Annotated in this window: 23 protein-coding genes and 2 pseudogenes; 10 read left to right on the forward strand and 15 right to left on the reverse strand. The window is 43.9% G+C overall.

What is annotated here, in order from left to right:
- The first annotated feature begins 32 nt into the window (after nucleotides 1-32).
- Together C1G57_RS05980 and C1G57_RS05985 are read left to right on the forward strand one after the other, a co-directional pair.
- Entirely contained in the window at nucleotides 33-359 is a 327-nt protein-coding gene (locus tag C1G57_RS05980) for a helix-turn-helix domain-containing protein (protein WP_105114161.1), read from the forward strand.
- A gap of 118 nt (nucleotides 360-477) precedes the next feature.
- On the forward strand, nucleotides 478-777 hold the full coding sequence (locus C1G57_RS05985; protein ID WP_105114162.1) for a YbaB/EbfC family nucleoid-associated protein: 300 nt from the start codon (nucleotides 478-480) through the stop codon (nucleotides 775-777).
- 41 nt (nucleotides 778-818) lie between these two features.
- On the opposite strand, the gene C1G57_RS05990 is transcribed toward C1G57_RS05985, so the two are convergent.
- Entirely contained in the window at nucleotides 819-2,579 is a 1,761-nt protein-coding gene (locus C1G57_RS05990) for a glycerophosphodiester phosphodiesterase (RefSeq protein WP_105114163.1), read from the reverse strand.
- Between the two features lie 184 nt (nucleotides 2,580-2,763).
- Here C1G57_RS05990 and C1G57_RS11645 point away from each other — a divergent pair.
- Nucleotides 2,764-3,416, forward strand: a pseudogene (locus C1G57_RS11645) (GNAT family N-acetyltransferase).
- 21 nt (nucleotides 3,417-3,437) lie between these two features.
- On the opposite strand, the gene C1G57_RS06005 reads toward C1G57_RS11645, so the two are convergent.
- Both C1G57_RS06005 and C1G57_RS06010 read right to left on the reverse strand, forming a co-directional pair.
- A complete protein-coding gene (locus C1G57_RS06005) occupies nucleotides 3,438-3,932 on the reverse strand; it encodes a DUF536 domain-containing protein (RefSeq protein ID WP_105114164.1) in 495 nt (164 codons plus the stop codon).
- Between the two features lie 246 nt (nucleotides 3,933-4,178).
- Nucleotides 4,179-5,594, reverse strand: coding sequence for a glycoside hydrolase family 1 protein (locus tag C1G57_RS06010; RefSeq protein ID WP_105114165.1), 1,416 nt, complete (start codon nucleotides 5,592-5,594; stop codon nucleotides 4,179-4,181).
- Nucleotides 5,595-5,785: 191 nt separating this feature from the next.
- Between C1G57_RS06010 and C1G57_RS06015 the strand changes: the two genes are divergently transcribed.
- The 3 genes from C1G57_RS06015 to C1G57_RS06025 all read left to right on the forward strand — a co-directional run bounded on the left by C1G57_RS06015 (nucleotide 5,786) and on the right by C1G57_RS06025 (nucleotide 9,385).
- A complete protein-coding gene (locus tag C1G57_RS06015) occupies nucleotides 5,786-6,958 on the forward strand; it encodes an NAD(P)/FAD-dependent oxidoreductase (protein ID WP_105114166.1) in 1,173 nt (390 codons plus the stop codon).
- Nucleotides 6,959-7,051: 93 nt separating this feature from the next.
- Complete coding sequence (locus C1G57_RS06020; RefSeq protein WP_105106850.1) at nucleotides 7,052-7,750, forward strand: ATP-binding cassette domain-containing protein; 699 nt, start codon at nucleotides 7,052-7,054, stop codon at nucleotides 7,748-7,750.
- 9 nt (nucleotides 7,751-7,759) lie between these two features.
- Nucleotides 7,760-9,385: a hypothetical protein gene (locus C1G57_RS06025; RefSeq protein WP_105114167.1), complete on the forward strand. Its 1,626-nt coding sequence runs from the start codon at nucleotides 7,760-7,762 to the stop codon at nucleotides 9,383-9,385.
- 32 nt (nucleotides 9,386-9,417) lie between these two features.
- Here C1G57_RS06025 and C1G57_RS06030 read toward each other — a convergent pair.
- Nucleotides 9,418-10,128 (reverse strand): annotated as a pseudogene (locus C1G57_RS06030) (family 1 glycosylhydrolase); the annotation flags it as partial.
- A gap of 145 nt (nucleotides 10,129-10,273) precedes the next feature.
- On the opposite strand from C1G57_RS06030, the gene C1G57_RS06035 reads away from it, so the two are divergent.
- A complete protein-coding gene (locus tag C1G57_RS06035; protein ID WP_105114168.1) occupies nucleotides 10,274-10,717 on the forward strand; it encodes a MarR family winged helix-turn-helix transcriptional regulator in 444 nt (147 codons plus the stop codon).
- On the forward strand, nucleotides 10,707-11,165 hold the full coding sequence (locus C1G57_RS06040) for a GNAT family N-acetyltransferase (RefSeq protein WP_029171639.1): 459 nt from the start codon (nucleotides 10,707-10,709) through the stop codon (nucleotides 11,163-11,165). Before C1G57_RS06035 ends, C1G57_RS06040 begins: the two co-directional genes overlap by 11 nt.
- Nucleotides 11,166-11,230: 65 nt before the next feature.
- Here the strand turns inward: C1G57_RS06040 and C1G57_RS06045 are convergent, their stop codons facing one another.
- From C1G57_RS06045 to C1G57_RS06090, 9 genes are all read right to left on the reverse strand, one after another.
- Nucleotides 11,231-12,253: a YeiH family protein gene (locus C1G57_RS06045; protein ID WP_105114169.1), complete on the reverse strand. Its 1,023-nt coding sequence runs from the start codon at nucleotides 12,251-12,253 to the stop codon at nucleotides 11,231-11,233.
- Nucleotides 12,254-12,262: 9 nt separating this feature from the next.
- Nucleotides 12,263-12,586, reverse strand: a complete 324-nt coding sequence (locus tag C1G57_RS06050; RefSeq protein ID WP_105114170.1) for an AzlD domain-containing protein — start codon at nucleotides 12,584-12,586, stop codon at nucleotides 12,263-12,265.
- Nucleotides 12,573-13,274, reverse strand: coding sequence for an AzlC family ABC transporter permease (locus C1G57_RS06055; RefSeq protein ID WP_105114171.1), 702 nt, complete (start codon nucleotides 13,272-13,274; stop codon nucleotides 12,573-12,575). The genes C1G57_RS06050 and C1G57_RS06055 overlap by 14 nt, the downstream gene beginning before the upstream one ends.
- A gap of 256 nt (nucleotides 13,275-13,530) precedes the next feature.
- Nucleotides 13,531-14,538: a tRNA (adenosine(37)-N6)-threonylcarbamoyltransferase complex transferase subunit TsaD gene (tsaD, locus tag C1G57_RS06060; protein ID WP_105114172.1), complete on the reverse strand. Its 1,008-nt coding sequence runs from the start codon at nucleotides 14,536-14,538 to the stop codon at nucleotides 13,531-13,533.
- The gene (gene rimI / locus C1G57_RS06065; protein ID WP_105114173.1) at nucleotides 14,528-14,968 is read right to left on the reverse strand and encodes a ribosomal protein S18-alanine N-acetyltransferase; all 441 of its coding nucleotides are present in this window, start codon (nucleotides 14,966-14,968) and stop codon (nucleotides 14,528-14,530) included. Before rimI ends, tsaD begins: the two co-directional genes overlap by 11 nt.
- Nucleotides 14,965-15,648 (reverse strand): tRNA (adenosine(37)-N6)-threonylcarbamoyltransferase complex dimerization subunit type 1 TsaB, encoded by a 684-nt coding sequence (gene tsaB, locus C1G57_RS06070; RefSeq protein ID WP_105114174.1) that lies wholly within the window; start codon nucleotides 15,646-15,648, stop codon nucleotides 14,965-14,967. Before tsaB ends, rimI begins: the two co-directional genes overlap by 4 nt.
- A gap of 306 nt (nucleotides 15,649-15,954) precedes the next feature.
- Nucleotides 15,955-17,058: a S8/S53 family peptidase gene (locus C1G57_RS06080; protein ID WP_073259261.1), complete on the reverse strand. Its 1,104-nt coding sequence runs from the start codon at nucleotides 17,056-17,058 to the stop codon at nucleotides 15,955-15,957.
- 36 nt (nucleotides 17,059-17,094) lie between these two features.
- Nucleotides 17,095-17,676 carry a hypothetical protein gene (locus C1G57_RS06085; protein ID WP_024377814.1) on the reverse strand — a complete coding sequence of 194 codons (582 nt, stop codon included), beginning with the start codon at nucleotides 17,674-17,676 and terminating at the stop codon, nucleotides 17,095-17,097.
- A 269-nt stretch (nucleotides 17,677-17,945) separates the two neighbouring features.
- Nucleotides 17,946-18,812, reverse strand: coding sequence for an Rgg/GadR/MutR family transcriptional regulator (locus C1G57_RS06090; RefSeq protein WP_024377813.1), 867 nt, complete (start codon nucleotides 18,810-18,812; stop codon nucleotides 17,946-17,948).
- 301 nt (nucleotides 18,813-19,113) lie between these two features.
- Between C1G57_RS06090 and C1G57_RS06095 the strand changes: the two genes are divergently transcribed.
- Both C1G57_RS06095 and rnjA read left to right on the forward strand, forming a co-directional pair.
- On the forward strand, nucleotides 19,114-19,344 hold the full coding sequence (locus tag C1G57_RS06095; protein ID WP_044753363.1) for a DNA-dependent RNA polymerase subunit epsilon: 231 nt from the start codon (nucleotides 19,114-19,116) through the stop codon (nucleotides 19,342-19,344).
- Nucleotides 19,345-19,347: 3 nt separating this feature from the next.
- Nucleotides 19,348-21,027 (forward strand): ribonuclease J1, encoded by a 1,680-nt coding sequence (gene rnjA, locus C1G57_RS06100; protein WP_105114175.1) that lies wholly within the window; start codon nucleotides 19,348-19,350, stop codon nucleotides 21,025-21,027.
- Between the two features lie 53 nt (nucleotides 21,028-21,080).
- On the opposite strand, the gene C1G57_RS06105 is transcribed toward rnjA, so the two are convergent.
- Entirely contained in the window at nucleotides 21,081-21,479 is a 399-nt protein-coding gene (locus tag C1G57_RS06105) for a GNAT family N-acetyltransferase (RefSeq protein ID WP_323156109.1), read from the reverse strand.
- Nucleotides 21,480-21,908: 429 nt separating this feature from the next.
- Nucleotides 21,909-23,255: a type I glutamate--ammonia ligase gene (gene glnA, locus C1G57_RS06110; protein WP_029998373.1), complete on the reverse strand. Its 1,347-nt coding sequence runs from the start codon at nucleotides 23,253-23,255 to the stop codon at nucleotides 21,909-21,911.
- Nucleotides 23,256-23,276: the final 21 nt, after the last annotated feature.

The following is a 23,276-nucleotide window of genomic DNA, read 5'->3' on the forward strand; positions in this document are numbered from 1 at the left end:
TACCTGTATGATAGACCATAAGAGGTACTTTCATGGATAATAAACTACAAGACTATATTTCCAAAAGGATTCGCTTATTGCGCATTCAAGAAGGAATGACCCAGATGGAGCTAGAAGAAAAAGCTAATCTCGGCTATAACTACATATATAAATTAGAGAATAAAGCAAATAACATTACTCTATCGACACTATCAAAAATCATGGAGGCTTTGAAGGTCGATATCCCAACTTTTTTTGATGTTGAATTTTCCACGGATCCTGAAATTGAAGAATTGATCCTACTCATGACTGATTTACCTAAGAAAAAGCGCTCAGAAGTAATCCAAGCAATCAATACTCTTGTGAAAACACTAAAATAGAAAAAACTCATTCGATTGCTTAGCCGAATAAGATATCACTACAACAAACTCACCTTACCAAATTTCCTTTTTTAATGTTATAATAAATCCATAAGATTTTTTAAGGAGAATAGTTATTATGATGAATATGCAGCAAATGATGAAGCAGGCTCAGAAGCTTCAAAAGCAAATGGAGAAGAGCCAGGCTGAGTTGGCAGCTACTCAATTTACTGGTAGCTCAGTGCAGGATTTGGTTACGGCTACTTTTACTGGTGATAAGAAATTGGTTTCTATCGATTTCAAGCCTGAGGTTGTGGATGCTGATGACCTTGAAACCTTGCAGGACATGACTATCCAAGCAGTCAATGATGCTCTTGCAAAAGTTGACGATGCCACTCAGAAGAAACTTGGTGCCTTTGCAGGTAAATTACCATTTTAAGACAGAAAAGACGCGATTGGGCTAGGCCCTCGCGTCTTTGTTTATTCAAAATTATAGAGTAAGGACTGCAACTGCAAAAGGTAATGATCAGAATAACGATGATCCGTTTGCAAGTCCTTCAGCAGTTGCTTTAATTCTGTCATATTGTCTGTGATAATGCCGTCCACCTGTAATAAAACCATCTGCGTCATGGTATCCGTATCGTTGGGTGTCCAAGCATAGACAGACTTCCCTTTTAGCCAAGACTTGACCATAAAGTTCTGGTCTAAGGAGGTAAATTCCATGGTATAACCATCTGCGACGGTTGTCGGATAGATAGAGTTGAATGGTAGGATAAAAAAGGAGACCAGATTTTTACTGTATTCTTTGACTTGGATAATGGTTCTATAGTCCAAGGACTGAATTTGGTGGCCCTTGGCAAGGAGGCGTTGGCCATATTTCTTCAGGAAATTTTTGGTCAACTGTGGCGAGTCGGCATTCGTCACCTTAATCTCCACCAACAATTTTTGCCCTAGCTCATCCGCCTTATCCAGATAGGTATCAAAAGAAGGGACAGGAGCTGTCATCCCGTTTTCAGATGCAGTCATGGCCGTCAACTCTGCTAGGCTATAATCATGTGTACCTCCGGGATTGCCCGTCAAAGCCATCAGGTCTGTATCGTGCATGACCACAAACTGGCCGTCCTTGGTTTCCTGAATGTCCATCTCGATATAATCTGGCTGGAGCTGAGAGGTTTTCTCCAAGGCCTCGATAGAGTTCTGCACCGCATTTCCATTGTCAACACCGCGGTGGGAGATAGTCACAGGCAGGTTCTCATAAGGATAGTAGAGCGTCATGGCTCCCTGAACGCCAAAGACCAGACTGGAGACTCCTAGAATAGCTAGACGCAGACGATGACGCAGGCGTTTCCGTCGATAGGAGGGCAGTTTTTTGCCGGTCAATAGGCTGACAAATCCCAGCATAAAGAGGGCAACCACCCCATAATAAGACAGTTTTAATACGATATAGGAGAAGACCGCTAGTCCAAAGGAGAGTTGAGGAAAGGGTTTTTCTAGGAACAATTGCAGAGCATAGAGCAAGATGCCAATCACCGCAAAGAGGAGGACTGGAGAGGTCACTAGCCAGAAAAGCCGCAAAAGGGAAGTCATCTGCTGGCGCCCCTTGGTCCTTTCCCAAGAATAGGCGATGCATTCTTTGACGCTTCGGTGTTCAAAATAAATCTTTGGCAGGGCGTACATGAATCGGGTTGCTAGCCAAAAGAAGAAGAAAACCGAAAGGAAAATCAAGATGGCCAGCCACAAGGTGTTAGAAAAATAATCAATCAAAAATTGTGGCACAACAATCTTATTGAAGTAGTAAATATTTAAAATCCGTCGTAAAAAGGGCAGGAGGATGACCGAATAAAAGAGCAGAAAGAGGACCTTGGGAAGGCTACTATGGCGGATGATAGCCAGCATGCTATCTCGCACATCCCACAAATAATCTGGTAGATGTTTGACCTTTTCATCCAAAAGCTGCCAAACACCCGTAAAGAGCAAGGCGAGTTCTAAGTAGGCTATGGCGATATTGGCAAAAAAGAGTAAGATAAATAGACCCGTCACCAACAAGTTCTCTGTAACTACCGCAAAGAGATTGGTCGGTGAGAGATAGGCATGGTCTGTCATGGCTAACAAGCTCTCCGAAAGCCAGGAATTGAGGGGTATCCAGACAAATTCCATAAAGGCAAAGAGGGTAAAAAAGAGCAGTAAAATCTTATCTAAATTGTAATAAACTTTCTGAAATGTACGTCGTATCTTTTTCATATATCTAGTTTCCCATATTCTACTAGGAATTGCAAGCATTCATCAAATATGCTAGACTAGAAAAATAAAGGAGGTTCTCATGATTAGGATTTCACCAATGACTGATACTCAATGAAAATTAAAAATAGCCTAGGAAACGAAGCCGACGATAGAACTGGGGTTCATCAAGGCAAGTTGACAACGGATAATTTTGATTTTCGAAGAGTATGAAGATTATTTACATACACTTTGGACTATTGGCCACCGTCAAGCCGCACCTCGCTGGAAGGAGTTTGCGGCCCCCTACTTTGATGACTACCAAGCCTGCGCCACTTTTGAAGAGTTTCAAGCATTGGAACTCTACCAGTGGCTACAAAAAGATTGCGTCAGAGCAATCCTGGTGGATTAGCTGCCTATCGGCTTTGTGAGCTATTATCGTCATTTAGTTTTTCTTTTATTACTTCGTTAACTCGCCTTGCCTAACTCCAGTTATGCCTGCGGCTCGTTGCCTAGTACTAAAAGTAAACTAAAAGACTATACTGGGAGTGCCAGCAAACACGCTGGCTCGAAATCGGGATTGAAATCTATGACGATAAGGTCTGGGGCAAAGGATATGGCACAGCTGCTCTCCAACTCTGGATTGATACCATTTTCCAACAATTTGCAGAATTAGAACACATCGGGCTCACTACCTGGTCTGGCAACAAGGGCATGATGAGAACCGCAGAAAAATTAGGCATGACCAAAGAAGCCCACATCCGCAAGGTTCGATACTGGCAAGGGCATTACCATGATTCTATCAAATATGGGATGTTAAGAGACGAATGGCTAGAGCACAAGAAAAAATCAAGTTCCTAAGAGCTTGATTTTTCGTTTTATCTACCTTCCAAACAAACGTGCAAAGAAGCCTTTTCTCTGTACTCCTTCTGCCTGAGCCTTGACCTCTTCCAACTCTAGCTTGAGGACATCCTTATCTGCCATGGCTTTGAGAGTTAGTTGCTGCTGCTGGTCAAGTTGCTTGTCCTTCTCAGCAATCTGGATATCCTTGACCCGCAACTGTTCATCCTTTTCAGCCAGTTGCTTGTCCTTGGCCTTTAGTTGACTGTATAGACGGATAATCTCAGAGTTTTTCTCATCCACCAAGATTTCCATCATTTCACGGTGCTTCACCTCATCGCTAATCGGCTCATCTTCAAAAATGGTTGTCTTATAGATTTTTTCTAGCTCAATCAAACCTGCACGATTGACAACCGTTACACCCTTATCATTTTTATCTACAAATTCTTCTGGAAGTGCTTTTACGCGATTGTTCATAGCCTGACGGCTCACTCCCAAAATCTCAGCTAATTCGCTGACTGTTTTTTCGATTCCCATAATATCCTCAGTAATTAGAACCCATATGCACAGTTCAGCACTTCTATCTAAGGCTCGTCTTTAGCTACTCATCGTTCGTTTTTTTCAAAATACAGTCAATATTCCCTCAAAAAACTGCCCTGATCAGCTAAAACTATCTCTCAAATCAAAGCGCTTTACTGCCAATATAAGCTATTAGATTTCTCATAGTTTGTATCATTAAAATATTATCACAAAGCCTATGTTCTGTCAAATTATGGGGAATTTTCAAGAAAAGGGGAGTTCTCTTGTGAAGCCATTCTTTTCACTCACTTGTTTGAACCAGTGACCCGATTTTTTGATGGTGCGCTTCTGGGTTTCAAGATTAAGGGAAATGAGACCATATCTATTTTTATAAGCATTTAACCAAGACCAGCAATCAATAAAGGTCCAGACCATATAGCCTGTACAATTAGCCCCCTCAGCAATCCCTCTATGAAGCTGTATTAAATGGTCCTGTATGAAGGCAATGCGGTAGTCATCCTGAATGACACCATTTTCTTCAAAAACATCCTCACCTTCAACTCCCATTCCATTCTCAGTGACCAACCATTCAATATTCCCATAGTTTTCCTGAATATTTTTAGCAATATCATATAGCCCCTCTTCATAAATCTCCCAACCCCTGTGAGGATTGATTTTCTTGTCAGGCTTATCATAGGGGACAAAGTATTTGGATAGGAAGGAAGCTCCACTCTCCCCGGCTTCTTCTGAAGGAGCCTGCACGCGCAAGGGCTGGTAATAATTTACCCCCAGGAAGTCAACCCTATTTTCTTTGATAATGGTCAATTCCTCCTCTGTGGTTTCTGGACGTAAACCGTGTTTTTCAATAATGTCAACCAGTTCCCTCGGGTATTGCCCCAAAACGGACGGATCCAAAAAGCTTCGCGTTTGAAAAAGCTCAGCAATCCGCGCCGCCTGTAAATCCTCTGGGCTCTGACTTCTTGGATAGGCAGGAGTAAGATTGAGAACAATAGAGATTTTGTGGTCTGGATGTAGTTGGTGACAGGCCCGAACTGCCAAAGAACTGGCCAACTGAGTATGGTAAGCTACAGCCACAGCTGCCTTTGCATCTACCTTACAAGGATAATGGTAGCTTCCTAGATAACCACATTCTACTGGAACAATAGGCTCGTTAAAGGTAATCCAGCGATCCACCAAGTCTCCAAAAAGACTGAAGCATTGACTAGCATAGGTCTCATAGGCCCTAACGATTTCCTTATTTTCCCATCCACCCTTTTCCTGCAAGGCATAGGGCAAATCAAAATGATACAGATTGACCAAAAGCTTTATCCCACGCTCTCGAATACCTGTAAATACAGCCCTATAAAAGGCCACAGCTTGGGGATTAACCTCACCAATGCCATCTGGAATCAGGCGTGACCACTGTATAGAAGTCCGAAAAATACTATGACCCGTTTCCACTAACAAATCCAAATCCGACTGGAAATGTTCATAAAAAGTGGATGTTTGTTTTGGACCTACTTGGTGATGAAAAAGCTCAGGTTCCTGATGATACCAGTAATCCCAGTTGTTCCACCCCTTTCCATCACCAGCTACTGTTCCCTCACTTTGTGGACCAGAGGTGGACGACCCCCACAAGAACCCTGCTGGAAAACCATACTCCGCTTGCTTACCTGCCATGTTGCTACCTACTTTCCTTTCACTTGCAGATGAGATATTGTCATTTGACTATACCTAATAAAAACTAGATTTCCTCATTCTCATTATACCCCCTCCCCTTAGCAATCGTCCTCTGCTATCTCAAGGAAAAATTCCACAAATCATAGCAAAGCCCCTGCTAGCTCTCACTCAAAATATGGTACAATAAGAATATGAATACAGTAGATACCATTATTATCGGAGCGGGGCCTGCTGGCATGATGGCTGCTATTTCTTCTAGTTTTTATGGCAAGAAGACCCTCCTCCTTGAAAAAAACAAGCGTTTGGGCAAGAAACTATCTGGCACAGGCGGCGGACGTTGCAATGTGACCAACAACGGTACTTTGGAAGACCTACTGGCTGGCATTCCCGGCAATGGCCGCTTTCTTTACAGCGTCTTTTCCCAGTTTGACAACCACGATATCATGAATTTCTTTCAGGAAAACGGGGTCAAGCTCAAGGTCGAGGACCACGGCCGTGTCTTTCCGACCACCGATCGCTCCCAGACCATTATCAAGTGCCTGGAAATGAAGATGCTGGAAAATGGCGTGGACATCCGCACAGGTACGGAGGTGGTATCCGTCCGCAAGATGGACGACCTCTTCCATGTCAAGACCAGCGAGGAAACCTTTACGGCACCCCAGCTCATTGTCACCACCGGCGGCAAGACCTATCCTTCCACTGGCTCGACTGGCTTTGGCCACGACATTGCCCGCCACTTCAAGCTGGAAGTCACAGAGATTGAAGCCGCAGAAAGCCCTGTCCTGACCGACTTCCCCCACAAGAAGCTTCAAGGCATTTCCCTAGACGATGTCACCCTGACCTACGGCAAGCACGTCATCACCCACGACCTGCTCTTCACCCACTTTGGCCTGTCGGGACCCGCTGCTCTTCGTCTGTCTAGTTTTGTCAAAGGCGGCGAAACCGCATTTCTCGATGCTCTGCCGACCCATTCTGAACAGGACTTGTTTGAGCATTTAGAAGCCAACAGGGAAAAATCCGTCAAGAATGCCCTGCGAGAACTCATGCCAGACCGCCTAGCAGACTTTTTCGCTGAAGACTACGATAGCAAGGTCAAACAAGTTTCTCAAAAGGACCTGACTGAACTGGTCACCCTCCTCAAAGCCCTCCCTATCAAGATTACAGGCAAGATGTCTCTGGCCAAATCCTTTGTGACCAAGGGTGGCGTTGACCTCAAGGAAATCAATCCCAAAACCTTGGAAAGCAAGAAAGTCCCAGGTCTCCACTTTGCAGGAGAGGTCTTGGACATCAACGCCCATACAGGTGGCTTTAACATTACCTACTGTCTAGCAACTGGCTGGGTGGCAGGGAGTTTGCATTACTAGTTTTTACATCACATTCAAGCAAAAATTTGCTTGAATTTTTTTGTTTATTGTTGTATGATGAAGTCATAACAATATAACAAGAGGAGATTGGCTATGCAACTGAAACTGTCTTCTATTTCTAAAAAATTTGATCATAAGATTATTCTGAAGGATGCCAGCTTTCAATTTGAACAAGGCAAGATTTACGGCTTGCTAGGGCGGAACGGAGCTGGTAAGACAACCTTGTTTAACTGCATTGCCCGTAATATGACCTTAGACAGTGGCAGTATCCAGTTTGTAGAGGGGGAAGAAACTCTTGACTACGATAATACAGACATCGGTTTTACCCAGACCTATCCACAATTACCTGCTTTTATGACGGCCTATGAGTTTGTCCGTTTCTATATGGACATTCACAAGGATAAACTCAAATCTCCTCGCAGTCCAGAAGAATGGCTGAACTTGGTCGGTATCGGAGAAGAAGACCAGCACCGCCTGCTCAAGGATTTTTCCCACGGTATGCAGAACAAGGTCCAGTTGCTCCTGTCCTTGATTGTCCAGCCACCTGTTCTGCTCTTGGATGAACCCCTGACTTCCTTTGACCCTGTGGCTGCTCACGAGTTTAAGCAGCTAATTCGGGAGGCTAAGAAGGATTCTGTCATTATCTTTTCTACCCACATTTTGCAGCTGGCCCAGGACCTCTGTGATGAGATTGTTTTGCTCCATCACCAGGAATTGCAGGCTGTTTCAAGCGACAAACTCCACGACCCTGACTTTGAACAGGAAGTGGTTGCCTTGCTGACAGCAGATTAGGAGGAGCATATGAAAACCATTCTACCTTATTTTTGGTATCGGGAAAAGTATACTCTCCATCGCTCCGTCAACGGATTTTTCTACTATCTACGGAAACTGCCACTTGTTGGAAAGAGCATTCCAGAGAGTATTTTCAAGTCTTACAGCTTTAAGTCTGGTCTCTTTTTGATCCTGCACATCCTCTCCATCCCCAGTCGCTTTTTGACCAAGGGCTTCTGGTTGGTTTTTCATTTCTATCATGCTTCTTTCTGGATGAATATCTTGGCCAGTGAGGAATTTACCTTTTGGAATATCCTTCCAGGGACTTGGCTTCTAGGATTTGTGTTCTGGTTTCTGTTTGTCGGACTAAACTATCGTTTTAGCAAGGGCTTAGACCCGGTTATCTCGAAAGCAGATAGAGAATTTATGCAGAACTTCGGTCTATCACAATCTACCTTTTTGCAAAGTCAACTCTTTGTAGAACCTATTATCACCAGTCTGTTCTACCTGCCTGCCCTGCTGATTTTTTCTAGCCTATCAGGAAATTGGCTCTATCTGCCTCTAGGATTACTGACCATTCCAGCAGGAAGTTTTACTGGACAGGCTCTCAATCGAGCACTATTCAACAGAGGTATTTTGGCACGTCGAAACTCTTGGCAATCCTGGGTTATCTTGGGTACTGGTCTAGTAGCTATTGCCAGTCTTATCCTTTTCCGCAATCATCTGTCGCCCATCTTTTTACTGCCTGTGCTTGTCTGTCAGGTCTTGCTGATTTGGTTTGGCTATCGTTATTTGAAACAACAGACCAACCATCTGGACTATCTTTCCTACTGCATGGACCAATCCTTGCAGTTGGACAAGAAAATTGTTGAGATGACCAAGGGCAATGAATATACTCGCCAGGGTTTGCAGATGCAGGCAAAACTCAATATGGAAACTGGAAAAGACCTGTCCCTCCTGTCTGGTATGACCTACCTAAACGCTCTGCTATTTGACCGCTACCGCTCCATCCTCACTAAAAAATTGCTCTTCCGCTTGGGGTGTCTTTTGGCCATTGTCCTCTTTCTTGAAGGAATCCGTTGGTTTTCAAAGGAGGATATAGAAATAAGCAATGCCAACTACATCGAGGGACTTCCATTTGCTTTCATGGTCATGTATGTGGCCTCCATGGGCAAGGCTGTCGCACAGATGGTCTTTGTTAATTGCGACATTTCCATGCTCCACTATCCATTTTACCGCGAAGCAAAAACCATTATTGCAGGCTTTCATTATCGTTTTCTACAAACTGTAAAATTAAATGCTGCCTTCTCTGGATCTCTACTATTGGCCCTCATCATCTTTACTAGAGCACAGCTGCCTATTGAAACCTATCTCCTAACTGCTCTACTTTTGTTAAGTCTAACAGCCCTCTTTTCCTTCCACGACCTTTTTATCTACTACATCCTCCAGCCCTTTACAAAGGATATGGAAGTGGTCAATCCAGTCTATAAATTCCTCAGTGGCGCTCTCTATTGGGTAGCCTATCTCAACACCCAGCTAGATCTAGGCAGTCACTTGTACATCCTACTCATTTCTCTGGCTATGATTGCCTATGTCAGCATCGGTTACTGGATTTTATTGAAAAAAGCTCCGCAGACTTTTAGATTGAAAGCATAAAAACTGCCTTCCCATAACGGGAGGCAGTTTTCTTTTGCCAAAACGACCTTATCTTCCTCTGTAATTGGAATATTGGAGCCTTTGCGTTCAAACATTTTCAAGGCATAGGCTGGATAATGACCACGAACTTGAACATCACAGAAAAACCAACGGTCGTGCATAGCTTGATTTGCCAAGAGGACATCTTCTGGTCGAGAGGAGAATGGATAGACTGGTACCATGGCAATCATGTTTCCGATTTGGAAATCAGGATTGATGGATTTTCCGATAGCAACTGCCTTGGCAGAAGCCACAAGAGTGTGGTGACCACAGATATACATCGCCTCTTCGGGATTGTCATAGTCCCCAAAATGAGCACCAGAATTTGTCCAACCAAAAATATCATTTAAGAAATTCATTTGGTTATTGACCTCATTAATGGTCATCCAGTATTTGACCTTATTTTTGTAGCATTTGAAAACTACTTCGGCAAATTTGATAAATTGGTCAATCGTATCACGGCTCATAAAGCCACCATTTTTCTCGGCCAATTCATAGGGCATTTCAAAGTGAGATAAGGTAATAACAGGTTCGATACCGTATTTCAATAGCTCATCAAAGACATCATCGTAGAATTGCAGACCTTCTTCATTTGGCTCTGTCTCAAAGCCCGTTGGAAAAATCCGTGACCAAGCAATCGAGGTACGAAAAGCCTTGAAACCAAGGTCCGCAAATATGGCAATATATTCCTTATAGCGAAAGAACAAGACCAGATAAAATAAGTCAATCTGTATCTGATAAAAAATGGTATTCAATAAAAACTCCAAAAAACAGTTGTCAAAAGCAACTATTTTTGATATACTGTTAAAAAATTAATTTCATTTAGCAACTAAATGCCAGAGGTGTCTATTGGAAAATTTAATTATACAGCTACGACAGTTTAACCGCTCTTACCTACCTGCTTTTCATTTGCTAGGAAACAAATACCTAGGGGAACGCTACAATATTACTGAAGTTCGGATATTATTTGAAATCTATGAGAACTCAGGCTGTACCGCCTCTTTCATTAGCCATTCTCTCCAACTGGACAAGGGCTACATCAGTAAAATTCTCAAACAGTTTCAAACATCAGACTACATCATTAAAAAAATAAGCCAAATCGATGGACGGCAACACAGTCTATTTCTGACGAAAACAGGACTAGCTGCTGTTGAGTCATATATCAACAAAGCAAATCAGCAAATTACTGAACAATTGAGCCATTTGACCCCTCAACAACGTTCCGAATTTCAAGAAGCAATTGAAACACTTATCCCCCTCATAAAAGAAATGGAGAAGAAAAATGAACATTGAAACCTATAAACCTGAATACAAGGAAGCATTTATCGCTATGAACCTCGCCTGGATAGAAGAAATGTTTCAAGTAGAAGATGAAGATCGTATGGTCCTAGGAAGCATTGAAGAGCGTCTTGCAAATGGTGGGGAGATTTTCTTCGCCATTAATGATGAAGGCGAGATTATGGCATCTTGTATGGTTGCACCACTCCCATCTGGTGAGTGGGAAATTGAAAAATTTGCTGCCAAAAAAGAATTTGCTGGTCAAGGGGCTGGCAAAGCTTGTTTGCAAGCTTGCATGGATTTTATTAAGGAGAAACAGATTCAAAAAGTGATTATCGTTTCGAATCGAAAATGTGTGTCCGCCATCCATCTGTATAGAAAATTTGGTTTTATCGAAATTCCAGTTGACAAAAACAAATTCCCTTATGAACGTGCAGACATTGCTTTTGAACAATATTTCTAGTAACTTAAAAGAACAAGATCAAGCAGACAAAAAATCCTAGCACCAACTAGGATTTTTCTATTGCTTTACCAAATCCCAAGCATCACCTGCCAAACCAGTGTCAACACTGTCACTCCCAGCCAGCAAACTAGTCCGACAAAAAGAGCAGCTCTGCCATTTTTTACCAAGGCAAGTACATTGGTCCGCAAGCCAATGGCTGTCATGGCCATACAAATGAGAAACTTGGACAGGGTTTTGAGCGGAGTAAAAATGTCCGCACCCAATCCAAAGTGACCCGCGATTGTTGTCACTAGACTAGCTAGGATAAAGTAGAGAATGAAGGTTGGAAAACCTGCCAAGAGCGAACTCTTGTCTGCCTGAGTCCCCTTCCCTCGAGCCTGCCAAATTGCCAAAACCGACGTAATGGGAATAATGGCCAAGGTTCGCGTCAGCTTGACCATCACAGCCGTGTCCAAGGTCTGACTGCCCAGTCCGTAAAGACTGTCCCAGGTGGCTGCTGTTGCGGTGACCGACGAAGTATCATTGACCGCCGTTCCGGCGAACATTCCAAAGGCCTGACCCGAATCGGTCGAAAAACCAAGCCAGGTTGCCAAGGTCGGAAAGACCAGGGCCGCCAAGACATTAAAGAGGAAGATGACCGAGATCGCTTGTGCCACATCCTCATCATCCGCCTGGATAATGGGAGCCGTCGCCGCAATGGCAGAGCCACCACAGATAGAAGTCCCAACGCCAATCAAGGTCGCTAGATGAGATGAAATGGGCAAGATTTTCCACAGCAGAAATGCCAAAAACAAGGCAAAACTAATTGTTGACAGAATAATTGGTAGAGATTGGCGACCGACTGCCAGGACCGCTGATAAGTTTAGTCCAAAACCCAAGCAAATCACCGCATACTGCAAGATTTTCTTAGAGGTAAAGGTCAAGCCTGGCTGAAAGGCATTTTTCCTTGAAATGTAGGAATGCAGGCTCATCCCGATTAGAAGGGCAAAAACAGGTCCACCCACCAAAGGAAACAAGCCACCTAACCACTGTCCCACCAAAGCTAAGACCAGACAAAGTACCACACCTCTGGCATTTTCCTTAACCATAAGCCCCTCCTAGAAAATCAAGCGGAGAGCAGCTGTTGTCAAGACACCAACCACTACTGCGAGGAGGATATTTTTGGTCCTTAGGACCACCAAAAAGGTCGGAATGAGGGCCAGACTTTCGACAGGGAGAAGACTGGGAAGGAAGCCCACCTCTTCGTCCATGATGCTGGACAGGGTCAGGGCAAAAATAATGGTAATGGGCAGAAAGCTGAGGAACTTGACCATGCGGGGAGGCAGGGATTTGTTCTGCGTCAGGACAAAAGGCAGGACGCGTGGTACCCAGGTCACTAGGGCCGCCGCCAGAATAATCAATAGAATACTAGTTTTTATCATCAATCATCACCCCCACAAAACAGCCCAAAATCGTCGCCAAGAGCACAGCCACATAAGACGACACTAGCACAGACAGGCCGACATAGGCCAGACCAACCGCCAGCAAAATCAGGCCGATTTTTTTCAAAGGAATGGTCCGAGCCATAGCCTCCAACTGACCTGAGAAAATGCCGACAAACATAGCCACCAAGGCAAAATCCAAGCCAAACTGCTCGGGATTTGGAATCAAACCTCCGATGAGATTGCCCAGAGTGGTAAAGATAACCCAAGAAGCATAGCTAGCGAAGTTGTTACCGTACATCCAGCTAGGGGCAATCTGCTTGTCCTCAATATGCTTACGGAGCAACACCGCATAGGACTCATCCGTCACAAAAGAGCCAATCAGGATATTGGAGCCCAAACTGTTGCCCTGAAAAATGGTCGTCGTATGCAGGCACATGAGAAAATTCCGCAGGTTGACAAAGAAAACCGTCACTGCAATGGACACCAGAGGAGCCCCAGCCAAAATCATGGCACACATGACAAATTGGGCACTTCCTGCATAGACCAAAAGGCTCATCAGCCCCATTTCCACCGCAGAAATGCCGGAATTAACCGATACCACACCGCAGGCTAGGCCAATACTGGCATAGCCCAGAGCTGTGGGAATAGCATCCCGCAGACCCTCTCGAAAATCCTCTTTTTTCATCTTCTCTCCTTTAAATAGCAAGTTATAGTCGAATGAATTAGCTTTCAGACAAGGAACTGAGGCGCAGGTTGCTAGCACAGCCTAGTGGCTGTGCTAGGTTGGAGATATAACTTGCAAAGCAAGTCACTTCTGTAGAGTACGGCAAGCCGAAAGTGACGATGTATCAAAGCTAATTCAAATGACTATATATCACTCTAGTATAGAGGACAAGCCCCCCTCCGTCAACAGAAAAAGTCGCTTTCGCGACCCATCTTTCTTACAAATTCTCAAAAGCCAGACTTGGCTTAGCATTGAGGTCCCATCCAGCAAGTTTTTCCTTGTTGTACTCACTAACGGCTGCCAAGGCAATCATGCCCGCATTGTCACCGCAGAGGCGAAGCGGTGGAATGATAACCTCCACATCGGTAATTTCAGCAGCCAACCGCTCTCGTAAGCCCTGATTAGCTGCCACACCGCCCGCTACGACCAAGGTCTTGACAGGGTATTGCTCCAAGGCCTTCTTAGTCTTAGCCATAAGGATGTCCATGACACAGGCTTGAAAGGAAGCTGACAGGTCGGCATTGGACAAGGTTTCCCCTTTCTGCTGGGCATTGTGGTAGAGGTTGATAAAGGCGGATTTTAAACCAGAGAAAGAAAACTCCAGATTATCCTCCTTGATCATAGCCCGTGGGAAGTCATAAATGTCCTGCCCCTCATGTGCCAACTCATCGATGACACGACCAGCCGGATAGGGCAGACCCATGACCCGCCCCACCTTATCATAGGCCTCTCCGACCGCATCATCTCGCGTTTCACCGACAATCTTGTAGTCGCCTGCCTCTGACACATAGACCAACTCCGTATGTCCTCCACTGACCAAGAGAGCCAAGAGTGGAAATTCTAATTCCTTGACCGCACGCGCTGCCATCAAGTGCCCTGCCATGTGGTTGACAGGAATGAGTGGCAGACCATTAGCCCAAGCAAAGGCCTTGGCAGCCGAAATCCCGACTAGCAAGGCACCGACCAAGCCAGGCCCATAGGTCACCGCCACAGCCGTCAGGTCCTCTGCCGTCACCTCCGCCTCCAACAAGGCCTCCTCGATACAGGCCGTAATCACTTCCACATGGTGACGGCTGGCTACTTCAGGCACCACCCCACCAAACCGCTGGTGGCTGGCAATCTGGCTGGCAATGACATTGGACAAAAGCTCCGCATCATTTCGCAAAACAGCCACCGAGGTCTCGTCACAGGAGGTCTCAATCGCCAAAATCAATCTATCTTTCATCACGTTCTCTCTTCATCATCACCGCGTCCTCGACAGGATGGCGGTAGTAGTCTTTTCGTTTTCCTATTTTGGTAAAATGCTGGCGTGTATAGAGGGCCTGAGCGGCACTGTTAGACTCCCTCACTTCGAGGAAGATGTCCCCCTTCCAGTCCATCACAGCAGCCATCAGTTGACTGGCGATTCCCAACCTCTGAAAATCAGCCTTGACAGCAATCTGCAAGATTTCCATCTCATCCAGCACCGTCTGAACAGCTAAAAAGCCAACTAGCTCCTGCTCCTCATAGGCCAGATAGTAATCCTCATCCTGACTGGTCATGCTTGAAGCAATCTGTTCCAAGGTCCAAGGCGATTGCTCATAGACCGACTCCATAACTGACAAAACAGCCTCCGCCAGATTTTCCTGACCATCGTAGTGTTTAATCTCTATCATACACGCTTGATATAACTTTCTGAGCCAGCTTGGTTGTCCTTGAGCCAGTTTTCCTCTGCCTCTACCCGCTTGAGATAGTTAGGCTCAAAACTGGTGACATCTACTGCTGACAAGTCTTGACCAATCACCGCCAATTGATAGGCTGACGGCAGACTAGCTTGATACTGAGCAGTCGGTAGAGCTTGTTCGATTTGCTCCATAAAGTTTTCTACTTCTCCGACAAAGGTGATATTTTCCTTGCCAGCCAGGCTAGAAAGCAAGTCTTCAAAAGACCAGTACTTATCCGCCTCAACTGCTCTGCCATTTTCATAAAGACCTGCATAGACGCAGTTACGACGGGCATCAATGAGAGGCACCACCAGACCCGTCAGGCTAGGGGGAACCAGGGACTGAAGACTGGATAGCCCCACCAAGTCAATCTTGAGGGTGTAGGCCAGAGTCTTGGCAGTCGCCACCGCCACCCGCAGACCCGTGTAGGAGCCCGGCCCCTGAGCGACCACAATCCGATTCAGGTCTTTGGGCGTCCAGCCCACCTGCGCCACTAAAAAATCGATCACAGGCATGAGGCTGATGCTATGATTTTTCTTGACGGCCAGCAGGGTTTCCGCCTGCAAACGACCGTCCTCCACCAAGGCCACCGAAAGAGCCTGATTGGAGCTGTCCAAAGCTAGTATTTTCATCTTTTTCTCTTTCCTTACAATACTACCTTCTATTGTATGCTAACTTGGGGAATTTTTCAAATATAGAAAACCTCCTATGAGTATAGGAGGCAAAAAAATCTCATCAAAAATGAATACTACCGAAATATCCCAGTGTAACAAACAGCATCAACCAGATTGAAAATACAATTTGAAAGAGGGACGTTACGACGACAAATCCTTTTTGTAGCTTGGAAGTAGCCTTAGCAAAGTACCTTGTCGAAAAATAGACTTGAACTCCAACAATAAGGACAACGAACACAATTGAAATTAATTCCATCTAACACCTCACATTTGAGTCGGCAAAATTAACAAGGCAAGAATAACCAGTAACACGTCCGTTACAACGATGTACCGCATATAAGCACCCCGCACCTCACTCTCTTTTCTCGCGGTGAGTATCCCTAGGATTGTCTGGAAAACAAGAAGACCTATCAGAGATAGAGAGAGCACTGTGTAGCTGTTATTTACCAAAGCTTGATGCGTTTCATAACCAGCCAACAATGGAGACTGCTTGCTCTTCACAGACCGTGCACTAAAAAAGTCATCTAGTTGCTTGGTGATTTCTGCATCGGTTTGTCCGACGGAGAGCAAGTGGGCAATTGTCCCCGAAACAAAGGCCGTGCTAAAAGAGGAACCCTCGCTTCGTACAATCCTGTTTTCCATTGACAGCGTTTCTTGAGAGTACGGTGCGTAGTAAGCAATCTCTTCCTGCGGATTCAATAACGTAAAAAATTCATTGTAGGTACCTACGGAGACAACCCCTTCAATCGTCAAAAGAGGGTTTAGGGCCTCTACCTTTTTCAAATCATAAGCTGGGACAACCATATAGCCACCTTGTTGAAGGTAGGCTTCAACCACATCTTCCAATTCTTTACTTGGATTGGTCACCACCATACTCAGATTCACAACATCAACATGATCTTCAATAGCCTGCTGAACAGCTTTGACAAGGTAGTCATTTTTTATCGTCCCGTCATCATCCGTTACCTTGTAGGAAAACAATCTTGCTTCCGGGCTCAATCCCAGCGTTAGCACATGATTATTCTTAGCACCAATGATACTGGCAATCTTTGTCCCGTGACCAATGGTATCAAAGACAGAGGTTGAAGTGGAAAAAACTTGCATATCCTCAACATAAAACTCATCTACCGCTTCTTCCCTTATACCAGAGTCAATGATAGCAACTCTGACCTCCTGAGTCGGCTTTGCTGTCGGATCAATGTTGGGATAATAACGCGATGTTCCCCAACCTGTATGCTGGTGGTTAAGTGGAAAACCCGAAAATTGACCAAGTGGATTGGAAACCAGCCCCTCTCTAAATACCACCGCACAAACCAAGGCAAGAAGACAACTAACAAGCCCAAACAGTCTTAGTATTTTTTGAATCAACCTGCAACTCCTTCTAATTTTATACAAACACATTTATTAATGTCTATGCCAATATGGACTGTGACCAATCCTAGGAGAACAATTTCTATATAAATCCGCTCTACAGTAACGCAAATTGGGATTCTTAATGATAGATTCATAAACACATTGGCTAACAACTGCCATAGCTATGTTACAATCTGAGGTAATAAAATTTTGGTATCCCCAACCATTATTATCTAAACAGTATGGAAGACCACCGCCTGAAAGAATTGCATCTGAATTTTCTGCGGTCTTATCAATATATACCATTGATAACGGTACCTTCATATCAGAATGATTGTAATCCATAGTGGCTTCAATCATACCTTTAATACTCTCCACCTCATCAGGAGTCGCATTCGGAAAAGCCTCATTTGGTAGATCTAAGATTTCTTCAAAACTATATAGAGGCTCCGTCTGTGCTGCAACCTCTATTTGTTGCTCCACAATCAACTGACCTTCAGCCATTTCACTAATAACAACAGCCTCAGAATGGTCTCCGTGACTAGAGTGGTCTCCATGAGACTCAGCAAACACTAAAGAAGCTGGAAAAACCAATGAAAACAGCATAGTAACTGCTAAGAACTTCTTTTTCATAAGACTACTCCTATCTTTTTATAGTACATCTACATTGTATCATCTTCAAAACGAAATAAAGTCCACTTACAAATCTGTAAGTCAATTTTTTAAACTTACAAATATGTAAGTCATTTTAACAAATAAAATGTTGTGCTATACTAAAAAGAAAAAGAGGTGCGTTCTATGAAAAAGAATATATCAATTATTGTACTCGCTTTGTTGCTATCAATTCCAATCGTTATTGACCCATTATCCAATCCTGTCCCCATTCTCCTAACTTCTTATTTTTAAGACTCAAATCTTAAAAAATGAACCCGGATAATCGAAGCTGTCTGATCATCTATCAATTCCTGTATAGATTGAATGTAGGTTTCGATTATCTCTTTTTCTTTGTCTGAACGACCATTTTCGATATAGTCCAATAGCAGACGATAATAGCGAGCCATTATCTTTACAAAGGTATCTTTAAAACTAATCATAGACTCCATTTTATCTAAGTAATAGGAAACTTGAGAGTATATTCCTCTATCAAATAATTCCGAAATCGTATTGAGTAACGTAGATTTTATAAGTTCCTGATGTTTCCTAAGTTTATTAAAAGATTTTTCTTCCTTACATAAGTCATGAGCAAAATACAATAACATCCGATTATTCAACAACATCTGTGCATTCATAAATAGATAAAGCTCAAAACTTGTCCACTCCTCAATAGCGAAGAGATAGTCTGCCAAATATTGCCTATCTTCTTCTTCAACATTATCTATCCCTTCTAAAGCGACTATAGCGACCTTGATAACAATAGCATTAAGCCGAGAGTAAAGTTCTCCTTCATCTGCTAACAAATCTGATGTTAATAAAGCTTTCAAAGCTTCTTTGTCCTGCTGGTAATACAAATCTGAAATCAGATTAGCCAGCTCAATATGGGGCGCTTCTTTATATCCATGGTATTTGTAAGTAAATTCTTCCATGGTCATGTTAATACCCTCGACAGCCACGATTAACTTATCCGCTGCCAACATGGATTTTCCCGATTCAAAGCGTGACAACTGTGCTGCTGTAAAGTCTCCTCTGACAACATCCTTTTGCTTAACCAAGCGAGAATTTCGGAGTTCCCTGTAAAATTCGCCTAAACTCATTTGTGGTACTGTACCCATGACTCATCCCCTTTCTTGATGCATTAAAATTCCACTTCCATTTATTATAATATCCAAATATATTTTTGTCAATTTTGCTTATTATTCTGCCAAATGACTGCTTGTTTCTGAAAATCATGACACTTTTCCATTTTCCTACCAAACCCTTTTACCATCAGCATATTTTATGGTATAATGAAGAGTAACATCTAGACTGAATAAATTGACAACTCGAGAAAATTGAATAGAAAATACCAAGCAGAATAGCTGTTTGGGACTTTTTTCATAGTTGCCAGTCAAAAAGAAAGGAACTATACTACACATGATTTATAAAGTATTTTACCAAGAAACAAAAGTCAGCCCACGCCGTGAGCAGACACAAGCCCTCTATGTCGAAGTTGACGCAACTTCTGAATTGGAAGGTCGCATCAAAGTCAAAGAATTGGTTGAAGCAAAATTCCCAGCCTACAACGTTGAATTCGTTGACCTACTCTCTGACAAACACCTCGAATACGAAAAAGAGCACGCAGATTTCAAACTTACGGAGTTCTAATTTATGTCATCAGTCAATCTAAAACCTCATGAAGTTGGCGTTTTCGCCATCGGTGGTTTGGGAGAAATCGGGAAAAATACCTACGGTATCGAGTACAAGGATGAAATTCTCATCGTCGATGCGGGTATCAAGTTCCCTGAAGATGACCTTTTGGGTATCGACTACGTTATCCCTGACTACTCCTATATCGTTGAAAATCTAGACCGCGTCAAAGGTCTGGTTATTACCCACGGTCACGAAGACCACATCGGTGGTATCCCCTTCTTGCTCAAACAAGCCAATGTCCCAATCTATGCAGGTCCTTTGGCCCTCGCCCTTATTCGCGGAAAACTGGAAGAACACGGACTGCTTCGTGATGCAACCTTGCATGAAATCAACCACAATACTGAGTTGACCTTCAAGCACCTCAAGGTCAGCTTCTTCCGCACCACCCACTCTATCCCAGAACCTCTCGGTATCGTCATTGACACCCCGCAAGGGAAAATCGTCTGTACCGGTGACTTCAAGTTCGACTTCACCCCTGTTGGTGAGCCAGCTGACTTACATCGCATGGCAGCCTTGGGTGAAGAAGGCGTTCTCTGCCTCCTCTCCGACTCTACCAACGCCGAAGTTCCAACCTTTACCAACTCGGAAAAAGTGGTCGGTCAGTCCATCATGAAACTGATCGAAGGCATTCACGGACGCATCATCTTTGCTTCCTTTGCCTCCAACATCTTCCGTCTGCAACAGGCGGCTGATGCAGCAGTCAAGACTGGTCGCAAAATTGCTGTCTTTGGACGTTCTATGGAGAAGGCCATTGTTAACGGTATCGAGCTCGGCTACATCAAGGTTCCAAAAGACACCTTTATCGAACCAAATGAGATCAAAGAATATCCTGCCAGCGAGATTATGATTCTCTGTACAGGTAGCCAGGGTGAGCCAATGGCTGCCCTCTCCCGCATTGCCCACGGTACTCACCGTCAGGTTCAACTCCAGCCGGGCGACACGGTTATTTTCTCGTCCAGTCCTATTCCGGGAAATACCACAGGTGTTAACAAGCTCATCAATATCTTGATTGAAGCCGGTGTCGATGTTATTCACGGCAAAATCAACAACATCCATACCTCTGGACACGGTGGCCAGCAAGAACAAAAACTCATGCTCCGCCTGATCAAGCCAAAATACTTCATGCCTGTCCATGGCGAATACCGCATGCAAAAAATCCACGCCAGTCTAGCAGTGGATACAGGTGTACCAAAAGACAACATCTTCATCATGGAAAACGGCGATGTCCTAGCACTGACCAAGGATTCTGCGCGATTGGCTGGCAAGTTCAACGCCCAAGACATCTACGTGGACGGAAACCGCATCGGTGAAATCGGAGCAGCTGTACTTAAAGACCGCCGAGACCTCTCAGAAGACGGCGTTGTTCTAGCTGTCGCAACTGTTGACTTCAAGTCCAAGATGATTCTAGCAGGACCTGACATCCTCAGCCGAGGCTTCATCTATATGCGCGAATCTGGCGATCTGATCCGCGAAAGCCAACGCGTTCTCTTCAACGCTATCCGCATCGCTATGCGTAATAAAGATGCCAATATCCAGACAGTCAATGGCGCTATCGTCAATGCCCTACGACCATTCCTATACGAAAAAACAGAGCGTGAACCAATTATCATTCCAATGATTTTAACGCCTGATCACTAAGAAAGAAGCCTCGGCAACTGCCGAGGCTTCACTTGTTTTCCAATAGGAATACCTTACAACCACTTGATAAAATGATATTTGGAAATTCCTTTTTTCGGCACATCTGTTAGATGAGCATAAATAGAATATCCAGCCTTCAGATAAAAATCCTTAGCCTGATAGGACTTAGTTGACAGTGTGATACTCTTTACTCCATTTTGTCTAGCTTCATTTTCCAAACGAATCAGCAAACGCCTCCCCAATCCTTGACCTTGCTTGTGTTTGACAACCACCAAAGCCTTTACATGAATCGTTTCCAAGGTCTGCTGGGCCTGCAAGACAGCTACTAATTGACCTGCTTCCTCTTCTACCAACACAATCTCCTGCTGACTAGGAGCAAGGTCTTGCCCTTCTCCAAAAACCGCTCTATACTGTTCATCAAATACAGCTTTTACAAATTCATCCATCCACATCGCCTCCAATTTTTTTAATCTATATAAGGGTAGTCTTTTTCAAGTTCGTGAACAAAGGACCCGTCGGGGGCCTAATTCGCTATCTGGTTTTTAAGCTCATGAAAAATGGTCCAAGTGCCATTACTCGCTCTCGAATTTCTAAAGTTCGTGAACAAAGGACCCGTCGGGGTCCCAATTCGCTATCTGGTTTTCAAGCTCATGAAAAAATGGTCCAAGCGCCATTACTCGCTCTCAAATTTCTAAAGCTCGTGAACAAAGGACCCGTCGGGGGCCTAATTCGCTCCCTTGTTTTCAAGCTCATGAAAAAATGGTCTAAGCGCCATTACTCACTCTCTAATTTCTAAGCTCGTGAACAAAGGACCCGTCGGGGTCCTAATTCGCTATCTAGTTTTCAAGCTCATGAAAAAATGGTCCACCGGACCATTTTTTTCAATACATATCCAAATAGTTGTCGATTTCCCATTGAGAAACGTATGTTGCGTAACTTGCCCACTCGATTTTCTTAGCTTCTACAAAGTTAGTGTAGATGTGTTCGCCCAGGGCTGCTCGAACGACTTCATCTTTACGAAGTGCCTTCAAAGCATTGTGAAGAGTTGATGGTAGGTCTGTAATACCAGCTTCACGGCGTTCTTCGTCTGACATTGCATAGATGTTGGTTTCAACTGGTGCTGGAGCCTCAATCTTGTTTTCAACACCCTCTAGACCTACTTCTAAAAGCACAGCCATTGCTAAATATGGGTTAGCAGTTGGGTCAACTGAGCGCAATTCCAAACGAGTTCCCATACCACGAGAAGCTGGAACACGAACCAATGGAGAACGGTTTTTACCAGCCCAAGCGATGTAAACAGGAGCTTCAAAACCTGGAACCAAACGCTTGTAGGAGTTTACAGTTGGGTTTGTGATAGCAGTATAGTTGTAAGCATGCTTGATCAAACCACCCAAGAAGTGATAGGCTGTTTCTGACAATTGCATACCACGTGGATCTTCTGGATCAAAGAAGGCATTGTTTCCATCCTTGTCAAAGAGTGACATATTACAGTGCATACCTGAACCAGCGATACCATATTTTGGCTTAGCCATAAAGGTTGCATACATTCCATGTTTACGGGCAATTGTTTTAACAACTAACTTGAAAAGCTGAATCTTATCACAAGCACTCAAAACATCATCGTATTTGAAGTCGATCTCATGCTGACCAACGGCACACTCATGGTGACTTGCTTCTACTTCAAAGCCCATTTGAGTAAGGACATTCACAATTTCACGACGTGTATTATCTGCTAAATCTGTTGGAGCAAGGTCAAAATAGCCACCTTTGTCGTTCACTTCAAGAGTTGGATTTCCTTGCTCATCCATCTTGAAGAGGAAGAATTCTGGCTCTGGACCCAAATTGAATGAAGAAAATCCAAGTTCTTCCATGTGGCGAAGGGCTTTTTTCAAATTTCCACGAGGGTCGCCTGCAAATGGCTCACCTGAAGTTGAATAAACATCACAAATCAAACCCGCTACTGAACCATTTTCATCACCCCAAGGAAAGATTGTCCAAGTATTCAAGTCTGGGTAAAGATACATATCTGATTCATTGATACGTACAAATCCTTCGATTGATGAACCATCAAACATAACCTTGTTTGATAATACTTTATCAACCTGCTCATCAGTTGCTGGAATCTCTACGTTTTTCATCACTCCCATAATATCTGTGAACATCAGACGCAGGAAGGTAACGTTTTTCTCTTTAATATCGCGTTTGATATCTGCCACTGTGAATGCCATTAGTTTTCTCCTCTATTTAAA

The organism is Streptococcus suis, assembly GCF_002960425.1.
GTDB lineage: Bacteria > Bacillota > Bacilli > Lactobacillales > Streptococcaceae > Streptococcus > Streptococcus suis_S.

Bases quoted from the DNA above. Each gene is read 5' to 3' on its own strand.
- C1G57_RS05980 (WP_105114161.1), top strand. From the start codon at position 33: ATGGATAATAAACTACAAGACTATATTTCCAAAAGGATTCGCTTATTG.
- C1G57_RS05985 (WP_105114162.1), top strand. From the start codon at position 478: ATGATGAATATGCAGCAAATGATGAAGCAGGCTCAGAAGCTTCAAAAG.
- C1G57_RS05990 (WP_105114163.1), bottom strand. From the start codon at position 2,579: ATGAAAAAGATACGACGTACATTTCAGAAAGTTTATTACAATTTAGAT.
- C1G57_RS06005 (WP_105114164.1), bottom strand. From the start codon at position 3,932: ATGGGAATCGAAAAAACAGTCAGCGAATTAGCTGAGATTTTGGGAGTG.
- C1G57_RS06010 (WP_105114165.1), bottom strand. From the start codon at position 5,594: ATGGCAGGTAAGCAAGCGGAGTATGGTTTTCCAGCAGGGTTCTTGTGG.
- C1G57_RS06015 (WP_105114166.1), top strand. From the start codon at position 5,786: ATGAATACAGTAGATACCATTATTATCGGAGCGGGGCCTGCTGGCATG.
- C1G57_RS06020 (WP_105106850.1), top strand. From the start codon at position 7,052: ATGCAACTGAAACTGTCTTCTATTTCTAAAAAATTTGATCATAAGATT.
- C1G57_RS06025 (WP_105114167.1), top strand. From the start codon at position 7,760: ATGAAAACCATTCTACCTTATTTTTGGTATCGGGAAAAGTATACTCTC.
- C1G57_RS06040 (WP_029171639.1), top strand. From the start codon at position 10,707: ATGAACATTGAAACCTATAAACCTGAATACAAGGAAGCATTTATCGCT.
- C1G57_RS06045 (WP_105114169.1), bottom strand. From the start codon at position 12,253: ATGGTTAAGGAAAATGCCAGAGGTGTGGTACTTTGTCTGGTCTTAGCT.
- C1G57_RS06050 (WP_105114170.1), bottom strand. From the start codon at position 12,586: ATGATAAAAACTAGTATTCTATTGATTATTCTGGCGGCGGCCCTAGTG.
- C1G57_RS06055 (WP_105114171.1), bottom strand. From the start codon at position 13,274: ATGAAAAAAGAGGATTTTCGAGAGGGTCTGCGGGATGCTATTCCCACA.
- tsaD (WP_105114172.1), bottom strand. From the start codon at position 14,538: ATGAAAGATAGATTGATTTTGGCGATTGAGACCTCCTGTGACGAGACC.
- rimI (WP_105114173.1), bottom strand. From the start codon at position 14,968: ATGATAGAGATTAAACACTACGATGGTCAGGAAAATCTGGCGGAGGCT.
- tsaB (WP_105114174.1), bottom strand. From the start codon at position 15,648: ATGAAAATACTAGCTTTGGACAGCTCCAATCAGGCTCTTTCGGTGGCC.
- C1G57_RS06085 (WP_024377814.1), bottom strand. From the start codon at position 17,676: ATGAAAAAGAAGTTCTTAGCAGTTACTATGCTGTTTTCATTGGTTTTT.
- C1G57_RS06090 (WP_024377813.1), bottom strand. From the start codon at position 18,812: ATGGGTACAGTACCACAAATGAGTTTAGGCGAATTTTACAGGGAACTC.
- C1G57_RS06095 (WP_044753363.1), top strand. From the start codon at position 19,114: ATGATTTATAAAGTATTTTACCAAGAAACAAAAGTCAGCCCACGCCGT.
- rnjA (WP_105114175.1), top strand. From the start codon at position 19,348: ATGTCATCAGTCAATCTAAAACCTCATGAAGTTGGCGTTTTCGCCATC.
- C1G57_RS06105 (WP_323156109.1), bottom strand. From the start codon at position 21,479: ATGTGGATGGATGAATTTGTAAAAGCTGTATTTGATGAACAGTATAGA.
- glnA (WP_029998373.1), bottom strand. From the start codon at position 23,255: ATGGCATTCACAGTGGCAGATATCAAACGCGATATTAAAGAGAAAAAC.